The organism is Mycobacterium sp. Soil_C_30, from assembly GCF_057656995.1.
The window spans coordinates 128045-144451 of the sequence record NZ_JBDGJH010000006.1 but is presented as its reverse complement, the minus strand read 5'-3'; the positions used below and the strand labels follow the sequence as shown (position 1 = coordinate 144451).

Annotated in this window: 15 protein-coding genes and 3 tRNA genes; 10 read left to right on the top strand and 8 right to left on the bottom strand. The window is 68.1% G+C overall.

The features are described from left to right. Positions 1-118 precede the first annotated feature (118 nt). A tRNA-Leu gene (locus tag AC3A6P_RS13610) sits at positions 119-201 on the bottom strand. 257 nt (positions 202-458) lie between these two features. On the opposite strand from AC3A6P_RS13610, the gene AC3A6P_RS13605 reads away from it, so the two are divergent. The 7 genes from AC3A6P_RS13605 (at position 459) to pknB (ending at position 10285) form a co-directional block, all read left to right on the top strand. Next, positions 459-1919: an FHA domain-containing protein gene (locus AC3A6P_RS13605; protein ID WP_487692090.1), complete on the top strand. Its 1461-nt coding sequence runs from the start codon at positions 459-461 to the stop codon at positions 1917-1919. 122 nt (positions 1920-2041) lie between these two features. Then, on the top strand, positions 2042-2509 hold the full coding sequence (locus AC3A6P_RS13600; RefSeq protein WP_487692089.1) for an FHA domain-containing protein FhaB/FipA: 468 nt from the start codon (positions 2042-2044) through the stop codon (positions 2507-2509). After that, positions 2506-4089, top strand: a complete 1584-nt coding sequence (locus AC3A6P_RS13595; RefSeq protein ID WP_487692088.1) for a PP2C family protein-serine/threonine phosphatase — start codon at positions 2506-2508, stop codon at positions 4087-4089. Before AC3A6P_RS13600 ends, AC3A6P_RS13595 begins: the two co-directional genes overlap by 4 nt. Beyond that, on the top strand, positions 4086-5492 hold the full coding sequence (locus AC3A6P_RS13590) for an FtsW/RodA/SpoVE family cell cycle protein (RefSeq protein WP_487692087.1): 1407 nt from the start codon (positions 4086-4088) through the stop codon (positions 5490-5492). The genes AC3A6P_RS13595 and AC3A6P_RS13590 overlap by 4 nt, the downstream gene beginning before the upstream one ends. Next, positions 5489-6967 carry a D,D-transpeptidase PbpA gene (pbpA, locus tag AC3A6P_RS13585; protein ID WP_487692086.1) on the top strand — a complete coding sequence of 493 codons (1479 nt, stop codon included), beginning with the start codon at positions 5489-5491 and terminating at the stop codon, positions 6965-6967. Before AC3A6P_RS13590 ends, pbpA begins: the two co-directional genes overlap by 4 nt. A 103-nt stretch (positions 6968-7070) precedes the next feature. Continuing rightward, entirely contained in the window at positions 7071-8402 is a 1332-nt protein-coding gene (locus AC3A6P_RS13580) for a protein kinase domain-containing protein (RefSeq protein WP_487692085.1), read from the top strand. Then, the gene (gene pknB, locus AC3A6P_RS13575; RefSeq protein WP_487692084.1) at positions 8399-10285 is read left to right on the top strand and encodes a Stk1 family PASTA domain-containing Ser/Thr kinase; all 1887 of its coding nucleotides are present in this window, start codon (positions 8399-8401) and stop codon (positions 10283-10285) included. Before AC3A6P_RS13580 ends, pknB begins: the two co-directional genes overlap by 4 nt. Here the strand turns inward: pknB and AC3A6P_RS13570 are convergent. Both AC3A6P_RS13570 and AC3A6P_RS13565 read right to left on the bottom strand, forming a co-directional pair. Further along, complete coding sequence (locus AC3A6P_RS13570; protein WP_487692083.1) at positions 10269-10937, bottom strand: aminodeoxychorismate/anthranilate synthase component II; 669 nt, start codon at positions 10935-10937, stop codon at positions 10269-10271. The two genes, pknB and AC3A6P_RS13570, sit on opposite strands and share 17 nt — an antisense overlap. Positions 10938-11026: 89 nt before the next feature. Further along, positions 11027-11782 (bottom strand): DUF881 domain-containing protein, encoded by a 756-nt coding sequence (locus AC3A6P_RS13565; protein ID WP_487692082.1) that lies wholly within the window; start codon positions 11780-11782, stop codon positions 11027-11029. A gap of 105 nt (positions 11783-11887) precedes the next feature. Between AC3A6P_RS13565 and crgA the strand changes: the two genes are divergently transcribed. Then, positions 11888-12151: a cell division protein CrgA gene (gene crgA, locus AC3A6P_RS13560; protein WP_487692081.1), complete on the top strand. Its 264-nt coding sequence runs from the start codon at positions 11888-11890 to the stop codon at positions 12149-12151. Between the two features lie 146 nt (positions 12152-12297). Continuing rightward, positions 12298-12720, top strand: a complete 423-nt coding sequence (locus AC3A6P_RS13555; RefSeq protein ID WP_487692080.1) for a PH domain-containing protein — start codon at positions 12298-12300, stop codon at positions 12718-12720. Positions 12721-12784: 64 nt separating this feature from the next. Here the strand turns inward: AC3A6P_RS13555 and AC3A6P_RS13550 are convergent, their stop codons facing one another. After that, entirely contained in the window at positions 12785-13330 is a 546-nt protein-coding gene (locus tag AC3A6P_RS13550) for a peptidylprolyl isomerase (protein ID WP_487692079.1), read from the bottom strand. Between the two features lie 110 nt (positions 13331-13440). Here AC3A6P_RS13550 and cwsA point away from each other — a divergent pair, with 110 nt between their 5' ends. Then, positions 13441-13875: a cell wall synthesis protein CwsA gene (cwsA, locus tag AC3A6P_RS13545; protein ID WP_487692078.1), complete on the top strand. Its 435-nt coding sequence runs from the start codon at positions 13441-13443 to the stop codon at positions 13873-13875. Positions 13876-13879: 4 nt separating this feature from the next. Here cwsA and AC3A6P_RS13540 read toward each other — a convergent pair whose 3' ends face one another. From AC3A6P_RS13540 to AC3A6P_RS13525, 4 genes are all read right to left on the bottom strand, one after another. Then, the gene (locus tag AC3A6P_RS13540; protein WP_487692077.1) at positions 13880-14980 is read right to left on the bottom strand and encodes a CaiB/BaiF CoA transferase family protein; all 1101 of its coding nucleotides are present in this window, start codon (positions 14978-14980) and stop codon (positions 13880-13882) included. 231 nt (positions 14981-15211) lie between these two features. Further along, positions 15212-15284: transfer RNA gene (locus tag AC3A6P_RS13535), tRNA-Ala, on the bottom strand. A 143-nt stretch (positions 15285-15427) separates the two neighbouring features. Continuing rightward, a tRNA-Ile gene (locus AC3A6P_RS13530) sits at positions 15428-15504 on the bottom strand. A 59-nt stretch (positions 15505-15563) separates the two neighbouring features. Continuing rightward, positions 15564-16406: a DUF3566 domain-containing protein gene (locus AC3A6P_RS13525; RefSeq protein WP_487692076.1), complete on the bottom strand. Its 843-nt coding sequence runs from the start codon at positions 16404-16406 to the stop codon at positions 15564-15566. Between the last annotated feature and the right edge of the window lies 1 nt (position 16407).

Genomic DNA, 16407 nt, shown 5'->3' with positions numbered 1-16407 from the left:
GGGACACTCACGGTCGATCACGTGTTGTGGGTCCCGCCAGCCCAGCGCAAAACACAGAGGTCACGAACTCTTTCGAATTCGTGACCTCTGTGCCTGCGGTTCAAAGAACCGCTCGCGGTGGGCGAAGGGGGACTTGAACCCCCACGTCCCGAAGGACACTGGCACCTGAAGCCAGCGCGTCTGCCATTCCGCCACTCGCCCAAAATGACCGGGGAAGACTAACACGCCCATGCCGTCAGATCCCAAACGCGAGCTCAGCGGCACCGGTGTGACCGATCTCTGCACACCCGCAGAGCACGGCGCTGACCTGCCCGATTCTGATTCTCAGCGTTCGGATGGTGCCATTGTGCTGGCAGGGCCCGATACCATGCAGGTGGAAAAGCACAGGGTCGCGACACACGTACGTGGGTCAGCCCTGCGCACAACTGCGGGTACTACGAGAACAGGTAGGCGGTGACATGGGACTGGTGCAGCGTTTCGACCGCAAGCTCGAGTCCACGGTCGGCGATGCCTTCGCCCGAGTGTTCGGCGGGTCGATCGTGCCGCAGGAAGTCGAAGGGATGTTGCGCCGCGAAGCGGCCGACGGAGTGCGTTCGCTGCAGGGCGGACGACTTTTGGCCCCGAACGAATACGTCATTACCCTCAGTGAGCACGACTACCAGAAGGTGTCTGCCGACCGAGACCTGACGGCGGATGCCTTCGCCAAGCATCTGGGCGGCTACATCGGCGAACAAGGGTGGCAAACGTATGGTGACGTGGTTGTGCGCTTCGCACAGTCGTCGAACCTGCGCACCGGTCAGGTACGGGCGCGCGGGGTCGTCAACCCCGACGCAAGCCACGACATGCCTGCCGGCGCCGCACCCCCACCGCGCACCCCACAGCCAGCCCCGTCACAATCAGACCAGGCGTCTACCGCAGAACCAGGAGTACCACCGATGAGCGACAATCCCAGTTACCGCGGCAGTCAGGGTCAGGGCCAGGGGCAGCCCGGCGACGAGTACCAGGACGATCGTTACGGCCGTCCGCAGGACGAGGCCCGTGGCGCCGAGCAGCGCCCGCAGGAGCAGGGCGGCTACCCGCCCCGCGAGCCGAACTACCCGCCGCCGCGGCAGGGCTATCCCGACCAGGGCGGCTACCCGGACCAGGGCGGCTATCCCCCGTCGTACGACCAGCGTCCGCCGGCCGGCTACGGCCCGCCCTCGGGTGGCTACGACCCCGGCTACGGACGCGGCCCCGGCGGTCCCGGTGGATACGGTCCCGGCCCGCAGGGTGGTAATCCCTACGGCGCACCCAGCGGCGATTACGGACGCCAGCAGCCCCCCAACCGCGGCTACGACGAATACGGCCGCGGCTACCCGGACCAGGGCGGCTACGACCAGGGCTACCAGGGCCAGGGCTATGGGCGGCCCGGCCCCGATTACGGCCAGGGTCAGCCCGACCACGGACGTCAGGAAGGCCGCGGCTACCCCGACCAGGGCGGCTACGGCGAGCAGCCCCGCGGCGACTACGACTACGGCCAGAACTACGGTCAGCCGGAGTACGGCCAGCAGGACTACGGGCAGGACTACGGCCAGCAGGGCGGGTACGCCCAGGGTGGTTACGGACAGAGCGCACCGTCCGGGTACGCCGGTGGTGCCACCGTCACGCTTCAGCTCGACGACGGCAGCGGCCGCACCTACCAGCTGCGCGAAGGTGCCAACGTCGTCGGTCGTGGACAGGATGCCCAGTTCCGCCTGCCGGACACCGGTGTCTCCCGCCGGCACCTCGAGATCCGTTGGGACGGCCAGGTGGCTTTGCTGTCGGACCTCAACTCCACCAACGGCACGACGGTGAACAACGCACCGGTGCAGGAGTGGCAGCTCGCCGACGGCGACGTCATCCGGCTCGGCCACTCGGAGATCGTCGTCCGAGTTCACTGAGTTCCGGCCGACTCACGGAGCCGACACCCCGGGGCACTGCGGTGCGCTTCCCCCTCGTGTGGGTGGCTGCACAAGTATCGTGACGGTGCCGGGCGGGCACGGGTGAGACGGAAGGACGTCAGATGCAGGGACTAGTGCTGCAGCTGACGCGCGCCGGTTTCCTGCTGTTGCTGTGGCTGTTCATCTGGTCGGTGCTGCGTATCCTGCGCAACGACATCTACGCGCCCACCGGTGCGGTGATGGTGCGCCGGGGACTGGCTTTCCGGGGTGCGCTGCTGCCGTCACGGCAGCGCCGCACCACCGCGCGATACCTGGTGGTCACCGAGGGCGCGCTGGCGGGAACCCGGATCACGTTGGGGACGCAACCGGTGCTGATCGGGCGCGCTGACGATTCCACCCTGGTCCTGACCGACGACTACGCATCGACGCGCCATGCGCGTCTGTCCCAGCGGGGCTCGGAATGGTACGTCGAGGACTTAGGATCGACCAACGGTACATACCTTGACAGGGCGAAGGTGACGACGGCGGTACGAGTTCCGATGGGAACGCCGGTGCGAATCGGCAAGACGGCGATCGAGTTGCGCCCGTGACGTTGGTTCTGCGCTACGCCGCCCGCAGCGACCGCGGCCTCGTCCGCGCCAACAACGAGGACTCGGTCTACGCCGGCGCGCGCTTGCTGGCGCTGGCCGACGGTATGGGCGGGCATGCCGCCGGCGAGGTGGCCTCGCAGTTGGTGATCGCCGCGCTGGCTCACCTCGATGACGACGAACCCGGCGGCGACCTGCTGAGCAAACTCGACGCTGCGGTGCGCGACGGCAACTCCGCGATCGCCGCGCACGTCGAGATGGAGCCCGAACTGGAAGGCATGGGCACCACGCTCACGGCAATCCTGTTCGCCGGCAACAGACTTGGTCTGGTCCACATCGGCGATTCCCGTGGCTATCTGCTGCGCGACGGTGAACTGACGCAGATCACCAAAGACGACACCTTCGTCCAGACGCTGGTCGACGAGGGCCGGATCACCGCCGAGGAAGCCCACAGCCACCCGCAGCGCTCGCTCATCATGCGGGCGCTCACCGGACACGAGGTGGAGCCGACGCTGATCATGCGGGAGGCCCGCACCGGCGATCGTTACCTGCTGTGCTCCGACGGCCTGTCCGACCCGGTGAGTTTCGAGACCATCCAAGAGGCCCTGCAGATCGAGGATGTCACCGAGAGCGCCGACCGCCTCATCGAACTGGCGCTGCGCGGCGGCGGACCCGACAACGTCACCGTGGTGGTGGCCGACGTGGTGGACTACGACTACGGCCAGACCCAGCCGATCCTGGCCGGCGCGGTGTCGGGTCAGGACGACGACGCCCCCGCCCCGAACACCGCAGCCGGACGGGCATCGGCCTTCAACCCGAAGCGCACCGCCGCCAAACGTGTTGTGCCCCAGCCGGAGCCGCCTGCCAAAAGACCACGTTCCCGACGCAAGCTGATTCTCGCCGTCACGGTGATCGTGCTCTTGGTACTGGCCGGTCTGGCGGTCACCCGGCAGATCATCCGCAGCAACTACTACGTCGCCGAATACGACGGCACCGTGTCGGTGATGCGGGGTATCCAGAGCTCGTTTCTGGGCATCCCCCTGCAGGAGCCCCATCTGCTGGGCTGCCTGAACGACCGGAACGAACTGTCGCAGATCGGCTACGGGCAGGCAGGCGACAACCTGAACTGCCGGCTGATGCAGCTGCAGGATCTACGGCCCTCCGAGCGCACGCAGGTCGCGGCGGGGTTACCCGGCGGATCGCTCGATGAGGCCATCGAGCAGCTGCGCGAACTCGCCCGGACCTCATTGCTGCCACCCTGTGTGGTGCCCCGGGCCACCCCGGCACCATCCCCCACCGCCTCCCCTTCGCCGTCCCCGGCCGCACCGGCACCCGGAAACCCTTCCGCCACACCGGGTATCGGCCCTTCCCCGGCTCCCCAGGCGACGTCTGCCCGGCCGTCGCCGTCGCCCAGCCCCACCCCGACCTCGAGGCCGCCCGCCCCGCAGCAGGACGGCCCGGCGCCCAGCGGTAGCCCCGCTCCCCCGGCTCCGCCGACACCGAGCGCTTCCCCCACACCCACGGCCACCCAGCTGCCCCCGGCACCGCCGAAGCCGGGCACCGATTGCCGGGCGGCGACGTGACCACCGCGCCTCAGTCGCCGGTTGCCGTCACTCCCCCACTTCCCAACCGGCGCAACGCGGAACTGCTGCTGCTGTGCTTCGCCACCGTGATCACCGCGGTGGCGCTGCTGATCGTGGAGGCCAATCAAGAGCAGGGCCTGTCGCTGGACCTGATCAGCTACACCATGGCCTACCTGGCGCTGTTCGCGGGCGCGCACCTGGCCATCCGCCGGTTCGCTCCCTACGCCGACCCGTTGCTGCTGCCGGTGGTGGCACTGCTCAACGGGCTGGGCCTGGTGATGATCCACCGCCTCGACCTGGCCATCGGCGCCGGCGAGGTGTCCACGGGCCCCAGTGCCAATCAGCAGGTGCTGTGGACGCTGGTCGGCGTTCTGGGTTTCTCGCTGGTGGTGATCTTCCTCAAGGACCACCGGCAGTTGTCGCGCTACGGATACGTCTGCGGTCTGGTGGGCGTGATCCTGCTGATCATCCCCGCCGTGCTGCCCTCCCGGTTCTCGGAGCAGAACGGCGCCAAGATCTGGATTCGCTTCCCGGGCTTCTCGATTCAGCCCGCCGAGTTCTCCAAGATCCTGTTGCTGGTGTTCTTCGCCGCGGTGCTGGTGGCCAAGCGTGACCTGTTCACCAGCGCGGGCAAGCACGTCCTCGGCATGGACCTGCCGCGGCCACGCGACCTGGCTCCGTTGCTGGCCGCGTGGATCGTCTCGATCGGCGTGATGATCTTCGAAAAGGACCTGGGCACCTCACTGCTGCTGTACGCGTCGTTTCTGGTGATGGTCTACATCGCCACCGACCGGCTGTCCTGGGTGATCATCGGGCTGTCGCTGTTTGCCGCGGGAAGTGTTGCGGCGTACTACCTTTTCGACCACGTGCGGGTGCGGGTGCAGAACTGGCTGGACCCGTTCGCCGACCCCGACGGCGCCGGCTACCAGATGGTGCAGTCGCTGTTCAGCTTCGCCACCGGAGGCATCTTCGGCACCGGGCTGGGCAACGGCCAACCCGGTACCGTGCCCGCGGCCTCCACCGACTTCATCATCGCCGCGGTGGGGGAGGAGCTGGGCCTGGTGGGGCTGGCCGGGGTGCTGATGCTCTACACCATCGTCATCATCCGCGGCCTGCGGACCGCGATCGCCGTGCGGGACAGTTTCGGCAAACTGCTGGCCGCCGGGCTGGCCTGCACCCTGGGGATCCAGCTGTTCATCGTGGTCGGGGGAGTCACCAACCTGATCCCGCTGACCGGACTCACCACACCGTGGATGTCCTACGGCGGCTCGTCGCTGGTGGCCAACTACCTGCTGCTGGGCATCCTGGTCCGTATCTCGCACGCGGCCCGCCGCCCGATCATGAGTCCGACCAGCCAGCAGCCCATCGCGGCGGCCAGCACCGAGGTGATCTCCAAGGCATGAACACCTCACTGCGACGCATCTCGGTGACGGTCATGGCGCTGATCGTCCTGCTACTGGCCAACGCCACCTTGACCCAGGTGTTCACCGCCGACGGGCTGCGCGCCGACCCCCGCAACCAGCGGGTGCTGCTCGACGAGTACTCCCGGCAGCGCGGCCAGATCTCCGCAGGCGGGCAGCTGATGGCGTACTCGGTGTCCACCGACGGCCGGTACCGCTTCCTCCGGACGTATCCCAATCCTTTTGTCTACGCGCCCATCACGGGGTTCTACTCGCTGAGTTACTCCAGCACCGGACTCGAACGCGCCGAGGACACCGTACTCAACGGCTCCGACCAACGGCTGTTCGGCCGGCGGCTGGCCGACTTCTTCACCGGACGCGATCCGCGCGGCGGCAACGTCGACACCACCATCGTGCCGCGGGTCCAACAGGCCGGCTGGGACGCCATGCAGCAGGGCTGCGGCGGACGGCCCTGCACCGGTGCCGTCGCCGCCATCGAACCGTCCACGGGCAAGATCCTGGCGTTGGTGTCCTCACCGTCGTTCGATCCCAACCTGCTGGCCTCCCACGACACGGCGAAGCAGAACCAGGCATGGGAACAGCTGCGCGACGACCCCGGTTCACCGCTGACCAACCGCGCCATCTCCGAGCGCTACCCCCCGGGCTCCACCTTCAAGGTGATCACCACCGCCGCGGCGCTGCAGTCGGGTATCGACGTCGGTGACCAGTTCACCTCGCAGCCGTCCATCCCGCTGCCCGACAGCACCGCCACACTGGAGAACTACGGCGGCACCCCGTGTGGGTCCGCGGCCACCGCGTCGCTGCAGGAAGCCTTCGCGCGGTCGTGCAACACCGCGTTCGTCCAACTGGGCCTGCGCCTCGGGTCGGAAGCGCTGCGCAACACCGCCTTGTCGTTCGGCCTCGACGAGCCGCCGCCGGCCATCCCGCTGCAGGTCGCCGAGTCCACCGTCGGCCCCATCACCGACCGGGCCGCTCTGGGGATGTCGAGCATCGGTCAGAAGGACGTCGCGATGACGCCGCTGCAGAACGCCGTCGTGGCCGCGAGCATCGCCAATGACGGTGTGACCATGCAGCCGTATCTGGTGGACAGCCTCAAGGGTCCCGATCTGGCCAACATCAGCACCACCGCCCCCACTCAGCAGCGGCGTGCGGTGTCGCCGCAGGTCGCGGCTAAACTGACAGATTTGATGGTCGCCGCCGAGCAGAACACACAGCAGAAAGGGGCGATTTCCGGCGTGCAGATCGCATCCAAGACCGGTACCGCTGAGCACGGTACCGACCCACGCAACACCCCGCCGCACGCGTGGTACATCGCCTTCGCCCCCGCGCAGGACCCCAAGGTCGCGGTCGCGGTGCTGGTGGAGAACGGTGGCGACCGGCTCGACGCGACAGGCGGAGCCGTCGCTGCGCCCATCGGTCGCGCCGTGATCGCCGCGGCATTGCAGGGAGGATCCTGATGAGCCCCCGAAGGCGACCCGGAGTGAGGATCGCAGCGAGGCGTCCGCTGAGGAAGAGGACCACTGCTTCGGAGCAAGGACCGGAGCGAAGGGGAGCCGAGCAATGAGCCCCCGCGTAGGAGTGACGCTTTCCGGCCGCTACCGCCTGCAGCGCCTCATCGCCACCGGCGGCATGGGCCAGGTGTGGGAGGCCGTCGACAGCAGGCTGGGCCGCCGGGTGGCCGTCAAGGTCCTCAAGGCCGAATACTCCTCGGACCCCGAATTCGTCGAACGCTTCCGGGCCGAGGCACGCACGGTCGCGATGCTGAACCACCCCGGGATCGCCAGCGTCCACGACTACGGCGAAACCGAGATGGACGGCGAGGGCCGCACCGCGTATCTGGTGATGGAACTCGTCAACGGGGAACCGCTGAACTCCGTCATCAAACGCACCGGCCGGCTGTCGCTGCGCCACGCGTTGGACATGCTCGAGCAGACCGGCCGCGCCCTCCAAGTCGCGCACACCGCCGGCCTGGTGCACCGCGACGTCAAACCGGGCAACATCCTCATCACGCCCACCGGGCAGGTGAAGCTCACCGACTTCGGTATCGCCAAAGCCGTCGACGCGGCTCCGGTCACCCAGACCGGCATGGTGATGGGCACGGCGCAGTACATCGCCCCGGAGCAGGCCCTGGGCCACGACGCCACCGCGGCCTCCGACGTGTACTCGCTGGGAGTCGTTGGCTACGAAGCTGTTTCGGGCAAGCGCCCGTTCACCGGTGACGGCGCCCTGACCGTGGCGATGAAGCACATCAAGGAGACCCCCGCGCCGTTGCCGGCGGACCTGCCACCGAATGTGCGCGAGCTCATCGAGATCACCTTGGTGAAGAACCCCGGGATGCGTTACCGCAGCGGCGGACCGTTCGCCGACGCAGTCGCCGCGGTCCGCGCCGGCCGGCGGCCACCGCGACCCAACCAGGCTCCGCAGATCGGCCGCGCCGCACCTGCCGCCATCCCGGGATCCTCACCGCGGCTGCCCGCGGGCCCGCCGACCGGGGTGCGCGCCACCGGCGCCAGGCAACGACCCGCCTCCGGCAGTCACCGTCCGCCGCCCGCCCGGCGCACGTTCTCCAGCGGACAGCGCGCGCTGTTGTGGGCGGCCGGAGTGCTGGGCGCGCTGGCCATCGTGATCGCCGTGCTGATCGTGGTGAATGCCCGCAATGACGGCCTCGATCAGCAACAGACTCCGCCGACGGTCACCGACACCGTGACCCCGCCGCCACCGGGGGAGACCGGTAGTACCGAACCCGCGCCCGCCACGCCGTCGAATTGGACTCCGGGCGCGGTGACCGGTAATCCTGGAGAAAAGCCAGGACAGTCCAGCTTCCTGGCCACCACCTGGCCTGAGCGTGGGCTGACCGCCCACGGCGAGCCACCTGACGAGATAAAGCGATGACTACCCCTGAGCTGCTGTCCGGGCGCTACGAGCTCGGTGAGATCCTCGGTTTCGGCGGCATGTCCGAGGTGCACCTGGCCCGCGACACCCGCCTACACCGTGACGTCGCGGTGAAGGTGCTGCGCGCCGACCTGGCCCGCGATCCCAGCTTCTACCTGCGATTCCGCCGGGAAGCGCAGAACGCGGCCGCGCTGAACCACCCGGCGATCGTGGCCGTCTACGACACCGGCGAGGCCGAAACCGCGACCGGTCCGCTGCCGTACATCGTGATGGAGTACGTCGACGGCGTGACGCTGCGCGACATCGTGCACAACGACGGGCCGATGCCGCCGAAACGCGCCATCGAAGTGATCGCCGACGCCTGCCAGGCCCTGAACTTCAGCCACCAGCACGGCATCATCCACCGCGACGTCAAACCCGCGAACATCATGATCAGCAAGTCCGGCGCGGTGAAGGTGATGGACTTCGGCATTGCCCGCGCGCTGGCCGATTCGCACAGCGTCACCCAGACCGCCGCGGTGATCGGGACGGCGCAGTACCTGTCACCCGAGCAGGCCAAGGGCGATTCCGTCGATGCCCGTTCCGATGTCTATGCGCTGGGCTGTGTGCTGTACGAGATCCTCACCGGCGATCCGCCGTTTGTCGGCGACTCGCCCGTCGCGGTGGCCTACCAGCACGTCCGCGAGGACCCGGTGCCGCCGTCGGCCCGCAACGCCGAACTTTCGCCGGAACTCGACGCCGTGGTGCTCAAGGCGCTGGCCAAGAACCCCGACAATCGTTACCAGTCGGCCGCGGAGATGCGCGCCGACCTGGTCCGCGTGCATTCCGGCGAGCGCCCCGAGGCGCCCCGGGTGTTCACCGACGCCGAGCGGACGTCGTTCCTGAGCGCGCCGGTGGCCCGGGAGCACGACGCGACCGATCAGCTGCCGAGGCAGGCCGAGCACCGGTACGCCGAGCCACCCGAGGACCGCTCCAAGGGTTCGGTGGCCCGGTGGGTGGTCGCCGTCGCGGTGCTGGCCGTGCTGACGGTGCTCGTCACGCTGGCCATCAACTTCTGGGGTGGGGAGACCCGTGAGGTCCAGGTCCCGGACGTGACGGGGCAAGCTCAGGACGACGCCATCGTGGTGTTGCAGAACGCCGGTTTCCGCACCCGCACAAACCGCCAGCCCGACAACGAAGTGGCACCGAACCTGGTCATCAGCACCGACCCGGCCGCCAGCAGCTCGGTGGCGGCGGGCGACGAGATCACCGTCAACATCTCCACCGGCCCGGAGCAGCGGTCGGTGCCCGACTGCCAGGAGGGCACCACCTACGAGGACTGCGTGACCAAGCTGCGGGATGCCGGCTTCAGCCGCTTCACTCGCACCACGTCGGTGTCCACACCTGAGCTCAAAGACAAGGTGCTGCAGACCAACCCGCCGGCCAATCAGACCTCGGCGATCACCAACCAGATCATCATCGTCATCGGGTCCGGTCCGGGTAGCAAGCCGGTGCCGGATTGTTCCGGTCTGAGCGGCGATGACTGCCGGGCGCTGCTGACCCAGTCCGGGTTCTCGAACACCCTGCAGGTGGATGTCGACAGCACCCAGCCGCCGGGGACGGTGCTGCGCACCAATCCACCCGCCGGCACCAACGTCCCGGTGACCGACGTGATCCAGATCCAGGTGTCGCGCGGCAACCAGTTCGTCATGCCAAACCTGCGCGGGCAGTTCTGGGACGATGCTCGGCCGCTGTTGCAGTCGCTGGGGTGGACGGGCAACCTGGTCAAACTCCCGAATGCACAGAACAGCGGGGTTCCCACCAACGGGGTGGTGACCCAGGACCCGGCCGCCGGTGAGGCGCTGCGGTTCGACGCGTCGATCTCGCTCAGCTTCGCGCAGTAGCCGCGGCCACCGCGTCGGCCACTTCGGTCTCCAGCCGGCGCACCAGCGTCTCCTCGGGGGCTTCGCCGCAGGCGGCCAGCCAGTTCGCCAGCATGCGGTGCCCACCCTCGGTGAGGATGGACTCCGGGTGGAACTGCACCCCATGGATCGGCAGCGCGGTGTGCCGCACACCCATCACCACACCGCCGCGGGTGCGGGCCGTGACCTCGAGTTCGGCCGGCATGGTCTCGGGCAGGATGGTCAGCGAGTGGTACCGGGTGGCGGTGAACGGATCCGGCAGCCCTGCGAACACCCCGACATTGGTGTGGAACACGGTGCTGGTCTTGCCGTGCAGCAGTTCGGGTGCCCGGTCGACGGTGCCGCCGAAGGCCACCCCGATGGCCTGGTGGCCGAGGCACACTCCGAGCAGGGGTGTCTGGGCGTCGGCGCAGGCGCGGACCAGGGGGATCGACGCGCCGGCCCGCTCGGGGGTGCCGGGGCCCGGGCTGAGCAGCACCCCGTCGAACTCCGCGGCGGCCTTCTCGATCAACGAGTCGGACCCCAGCTGCTCGTCATCGTTGCGCCAGACCTCCGCGGACACCCCGAGCTGACCGAGGTACTGCACGAGGTTGAACACGAAGCTGTCGTAATTGTCGACGACGAGGACACGCACCGTGACAGGCTACCTGGCGTTTTGCGGTTCGCGGTGGGGGAGTGGGCCCGCTCGGGCTCGCCGGGATCCCCAGGACGATCAGGCCCCCGTCAGTAGCTGATCGGGCCGGTGGGCTGGGCGTAGCGCATCCGCAGCGGTTCGTTGTGCCCGACGATGTTGATCTCGTCCTGCACCTGCTCGGTGTAGCCGAGCCCGAATCGCACCACGTACTGCTTGTACAGCGTCACCAGCGGTGCGTCGGCCAGCGCGGATTGCATGGCCGAGACGTTGCCGACCGCCATGATCGTGTACGGCGGGCTGTAGGTACGACCGTTCAACAGCAACGTGTTGCCCACACAGCGGGGCGCCGAGGTGCCGATGATCCGTTGATCCTGCATCTGGATGGCTTCGGCGCCGGCCGTCCACAGCGCGTTCAGCACGGCCTGGATGTCCTGCTGGTGCACCACCAGGTCGTCGGGGGAGGCGTCGCGGGGAAACCGGCCGTTGGCGTCGCGCTGAGCGTCGGTCAAGGTGATGATCAGCCCCGGGCCCTGCACGGCGTCCACCCCGGCTTCGTCGGAGAGTTCCGCCGCGCGGGCCTGCATGGCGGCCAGTGCGCGATCGGAGGAACCGCCGTGGGTGTTGTCGATCGCCGAGGCCAGGTCGTCGCGCTGGGCGCTGAGCCGGTCCACCGATCGCTGGGACTGCCGCACCAGGTCGACCAGGCGCGGCGAATCACTGCGGCGGATCTCGTCGCCTCCTGACACGCCGTGGGTGGCGGCCAACAACAGCCCGGCCAGCAGGCAGACCACCGGTACACCCCAGCGCCAGGCAGCGGCCCGGGTGGTGGACGTGTCGTTTTTCATGTGGTCCTCCCCGCTCGGGAATTCTCGGGTACGGGCTCGGCTGGGCTAGGCTCGGTCAGGTCCTATCCATCGTCGCACCCGTTTGACCGCCCCACGAAGGTAACCATGCCCAAGTCCAAGGTTCGCAAGAAGAACGACTTCACCGTCAACCCGGTCAGCCGCACGCCGGTCAAGGTGAAAGCCGGGCCGTCACCGGTGTGGTTCGTGGTGTTTTTCATCAGCCTGATGCTCATCGGACTGGCCTGGCTGCTGGTGTTCCAGCTCGCGTCCTCGGAGTTGCAGTGGATGGCCGATCTGGGTCCGTGGAACTACGCAATTGCTTTTGCCTTCATGATCACCGGTCTTTTGCTGACGATGCGGTGGCGCTGACCTCCCACGCAGACTCTCTGAACTCGAACCCGTCGGAACTGGCCGGCCAGATCGGCAACGATCCGGCCGCCAATCACACGCGTGTTATTCATCCCCATTGTGGATAGCGCTTGTGGATAACTTCGTCTGCAGTGGTGAGGCACCCTATGAATGCCGTCCAGCAAACTAGTTGGGGCCCTCGTACGGCCGGAGTCGCAGCTCTGGGCCTTGCCGGTCTGGTGATGGCTATCGCGTGTGTGACTCTGATCACAGACGCGCCCGGCCGGTTCCTCACCGGGGTTGCCGCAGTGGGTCTGATTGTGTTTGCAAGCTTCTCGTGGCGCGCACGCCCGAAACTAGCAATCACCGCCTCCGGGCTGGAGATCCGCAACTGGTTCTCGACCAGGCATCTGCAGCGCTCCGACATCGCGCTGATCAGGATCACCGAGTTCCGGCGAATCGGCCGGAAAGTCCAACTCCTGGAGATCGAGTCCACCGACGAGCGGCTACACGTCTTCACCCGCTGGGATCTGGGGACCAACCCGCTCGAGGTGCTCGACGCGTTGACAGCCGCCGGCTACACCCGCTGAAAAGCACAGCGGCGCACCGACCACCGCAGTGGTCAGCGCGCCGCCGACGTCCGTCAGGACGACATCAAGAAATGGTGATCGACTCGATGACCACCGGCTCGGTGGGACGGTCGTTGCGATCGGTCGCGGTGGTGGCGATGGCGTCGACCACCTTCTGCGACTCGGGGTCGACAACCTCACCGAAGATGGTGTGCCGGCGGTTCAGGTGCGGAGTCTGGCCCACGGTGATGAAGAACTGCGAGCCGTTGGTGCCCGGGCCTGCGTTGGCCATGGCCAGCAGATACGGCTTGTCGAACTGCAGTTCCGGATGGAACTCGTCGGCGAACTTGTAGCCCGGTCCGCCGCGGCCGGTGCCGGTGGGGTCACCACCCTGGATCATGAAGCCCTCGATGACGCGGTGGAACACCGCACCGTCGTAGAACGGGCCGGAGGCACTGCCCGACGCGTTCTCCGTCGAGTACTCCTTGGTGCCCTGAGCCAGCCCGACGAAGTTCGCGACGGTCTTGGGGGCGTGGTTACCGAACAGCGCGATCTTGATGTCGCCACGATTGGTGTGCAGCGTTGCAGTGGCGGTCTGAATGGAGCTAGTCACGGTTTCACAGTCTGCCACTGCCGGATGAACGCTCCGGTGGGACCCACTGCCTGCCCGCATCGGACCCGTGTGCTTGCCGTTGATGGCAGGCTCTAAAGTCCGTGCTGACCGTCGCAGAGAGGCATTCCATGACTTCCAAGACCGACTCCCGCTTGACCCCGCGCCAGCGTCTGGGCCGCGGCCTCGCCCACACCGCCGTGGGTCCCGTCGACATCGCCCGCGGCGCCGTAGGCCTGAGCGCACAATCGGTGTCTGCCACCGCCGCCAGTGTCCGGCAGCAGTACCGCAAGAGCCGGCTGCGCAAGGAGCTGGCCGCCGCGCAGGACGTCATCCAGGGCACAGTGGCCCGCGAGCTCAGCGCCGCCCAGGCAGTGGTCGCCACCTTGCCCGCCGCGATCCAGGACGCCCGCAAGCCCCGTCGGCGTCCCCGCCTGCTGGTGCTCGCCGGCGCCGGTGTCGCGGTACTGGGAGTGGGCGCGGTGGCCTTCTCGGTGATCCGCCGCACGCGCCAGCCCGAACCTTCGCCGCTCCCGCCCAGCGTGCAGGTCGAACCCCGGCCCTAGCCGGTCAGCCGAGCGCCGGCGGAGCCGACCGGTACGTCACCGGGGTCAGTGAGAACTCGATCGGATTTCGCACCGTGCGCACCGGCGAACCCGGGATCACGGCTTCCGGTTGCAGCCCGAGCGCGGCCGCGGCGTCGAATGCCTCGGCAATTGAATTCACCGGTCCTGCAGGCACTCCCACCTCGGTGAGCCGTGCGGTCCACTCCGGGGCGGTGGCGGTGCGCAGGGCGGCGGTGAGCAACTCGATCAGTTCCGTACGGTGCCCCACCCGTGCGGCGTTGGTGACGAAGCGGGGATCCCGCGCCCACTCCGGGTGGCCGAGCACGCCGGCCAGCGCGGCGAACTGCTTGTCATTGCCAACGGCCAGTGCGATGGGCCGATCGGCAGTGTCGAACGTCTCGTACGGCGCAATGCTGGGGTGACGATTGCCCATCGCGGTGGGATGCGCATCGGCGCCCAGATAGGCGCAGGCCTGGTTGGTCAGGGCCGACAGTAGTGACGGCAGCAGCGCTGTGTGCACGAGTTGTCCTGCCCCGGTGTGGTCCCGGTGCCGCAGCGCGGCGAGGATCCCGGTGGCCGCGTGCAGGCCTGTGATGATGTCGACGACGGCCACGCCCACTTTGGTAGGCGTGCCAGCATCGGGTCCGGTGATGCTCATCAACCCGCCCATCGCCTGCACCAGCAGGTCGTAACCGGGCAGTGCCGCCCCGGCGCCCGCGCCGAAACCGGTGATCGAGCAGTACACCAGCGCCGGGAACTCCTCGCGCAGATGTTCGTATCCGAGCCCGAAACGCTCCATGGTGCCGGCCCTGAAGTTCTCCACCAGCACATCCGCCCTCGCGACGATCTCCCGTGCTGCGGTAATGCCCTCGGCGGTGTGCAGATCGATCACGACAGAGGACTTGTTGCGGTTCACGGACGTGAAGTACGTCGCGGTGCCCTGGGAGTCGTACGGGGGTCCCCACGACCGGGTGTCATCGCCGAGTCCGGGCCGCTCGATCTTGATCACCTCAGCGCCCATGTCGGCGAGCATCATGGTGGCGTAGGGCCCTGCCAGGACCCTGGAGAAGTCGGCGACGACCACGCCGTCCAGCGCGCCGCTCATCGCCCGGGGGGTTCTTCGGAACGAATGTGCACGATACCGACTTTCAGCTCGTCGATGGCCTCGATCACGTCGCAGAGCGCATGGCTCGAACTCGTCGCCGACAACGCGTGAGAATCCCTGGCCGGCACACTGTAACCCCTGCCCGGAGGCCCGCAGTCCGCGCTCGCCAGCCCGTGAAAACACAAACGACCATGCCGTGGAACTCGGCATGGTCGTGATGATCGAGAAGTGTGGAGCCTAGGAGATTCGAACTCCTGACATCTGCCTTGCAAAGGCAGCGCTCTACCAACTGAGCTAAGGCCCCTTGTCGCCGGTGGGATCGTCGGCCGTGTGCCAGACTTCGACACCCCGCCGGGACCGTATCACCGCCACACCCGCTGCGATGACCGCCAACAGCACGAGCAACCGTTTCACGGTGCACCCTTCCTGTTGGCCGTCCGCGGGCTTTGGTGGGCCTAGGAGGACTCGAACCTCCGACCTCTTCGTTATCAGCGAAGCGCTCTAACCGCCTGAGCTATAGGCCCGTACGTGGGACAACCGAGCGACGAGATTACCGCACGGGTGCCCCCGCAACCAAAACGGCTCAGTCCCGGTCGGCCAAGGTGACTTCCACGCCGCCGACGATGTCGGTGGTGAGGTTGTAGATGAACGCCCCGACCGTGGCCAGAGCGGTCAGCACCACGATGTTGACCAGGCCGATCAGCAGCGCGCCGCCGAAGATCGTGCCGCTGGAGACCAGCTCGCCGCCGCTGCCGCCGGTGCTGGTCAGCAGATCGCCGACATTGCTGTTCAACTTCGTCCACACACCCATGCCGCCGAGGACCAGGTACAGGATCGCCACCGCGATCATCCACACGAAGAACAGCGCGATCGACAGCAGTAGCGACACCTTCAGCGCGCTCCACGGGTCGACGCGACGGATCTGCATACTGGCCCGCACCGGCCCGCCCTTGCTCCGGCCCGGAGCCACCTGGACACGGTTACCGCCGCCGGACCGCTGCGCTGCGGGGTCAGCCGGCTTACGCGGCCCGCTGCGTGGGTTCGGACCGGACAGATCCGGCAACTCGCTGGCGTACTCCTTGGGGCGGGGCAGATCCGAGTCGGTGGGCGTCTGCACCGCCGTACCCGGGGCGGCGGAGCCGGCCAGGTAGCGCGCCTGACGGTTCTCCTGGGCCGCTGGGCGCTGCTGTTCGGTGCGCTGGGACTCGACCGGCCGCACCGGACCGGACTGCTGGGGGCGACCCGATCCGCGCTGCCACGGCGGGACGTCGCCGCCGTCGCTCAGCCGCTGGGTCGGAGGTCCCTGCTCTCCCACCCGGGCGGGCGGGGGAGCAGGCCTGGCGCCTGCTCCGGCCCGCTCGCCGGTGTGCCCGTTGGCGGCGCCATCCCCGGGTCCGTTGTGGCCCGGTTCCTTCGGTGAACTCACT

Excerpts from the sequence above, each read along its gene's own strand:
- pbpA (WP_487692086.1), top strand. The coding sequence starts at position 5,489 with ATGAACACCTCACTGCGACGCATCTCGGTGACGGTCATGGCGCTGATC.
- AC3A6P_RS13580 (WP_487692085.1), top strand. The coding sequence starts at position 7,071 with ATGAGCCCCCGCGTAGGAGTGACGCTTTCCGGCCGCTACCGCCTGCAG.
- AC3A6P_RS13540 (WP_487692077.1), bottom strand. The coding sequence starts at position 14,980 with ATGAGCGGCGCGCTGGACGGCGTGGTCGTCGCCGACTTCTCCAGGGTC.
- AC3A6P_RS13555 (WP_487692080.1), top strand. The coding sequence starts at position 12,298 with ATGAATGCCGTCCAGCAAACTAGTTGGGGCCCTCGTACGGCCGGAGTC.
- AC3A6P_RS13600 (WP_487692089.1), top strand. The coding sequence starts at position 2,042 with ATGCAGGGACTAGTGCTGCAGCTGACGCGCGCCGGTTTCCTGCTGTTG.
- AC3A6P_RS13605 (WP_487692090.1), top strand. The coding sequence starts at position 459 with ATGGGACTGGTGCAGCGTTTCGACCGCAAGCTCGAGTCCACGGTCGGC.
- pknB (WP_487692084.1), top strand. The coding sequence starts at position 8,399 with ATGACTACCCCTGAGCTGCTGTCCGGGCGCTACGAGCTCGGTGAGATC.
- AC3A6P_RS13565 (WP_487692082.1), bottom strand. The coding sequence starts at position 11,782 with ATGAAAAACGACACGTCCACCACCCGGGCCGCTGCCTGGCGCTGGGGT.
- crgA (WP_487692081.1), top strand. The coding sequence starts at position 11,888 with ATGCCCAAGTCCAAGGTTCGCAAGAAGAACGACTTCACCGTCAACCCG.
- cwsA (WP_487692078.1), top strand. The coding sequence starts at position 13,441 with ATGACTTCCAAGACCGACTCCCGCTTGACCCCGCGCCAGCGTCTGGGC.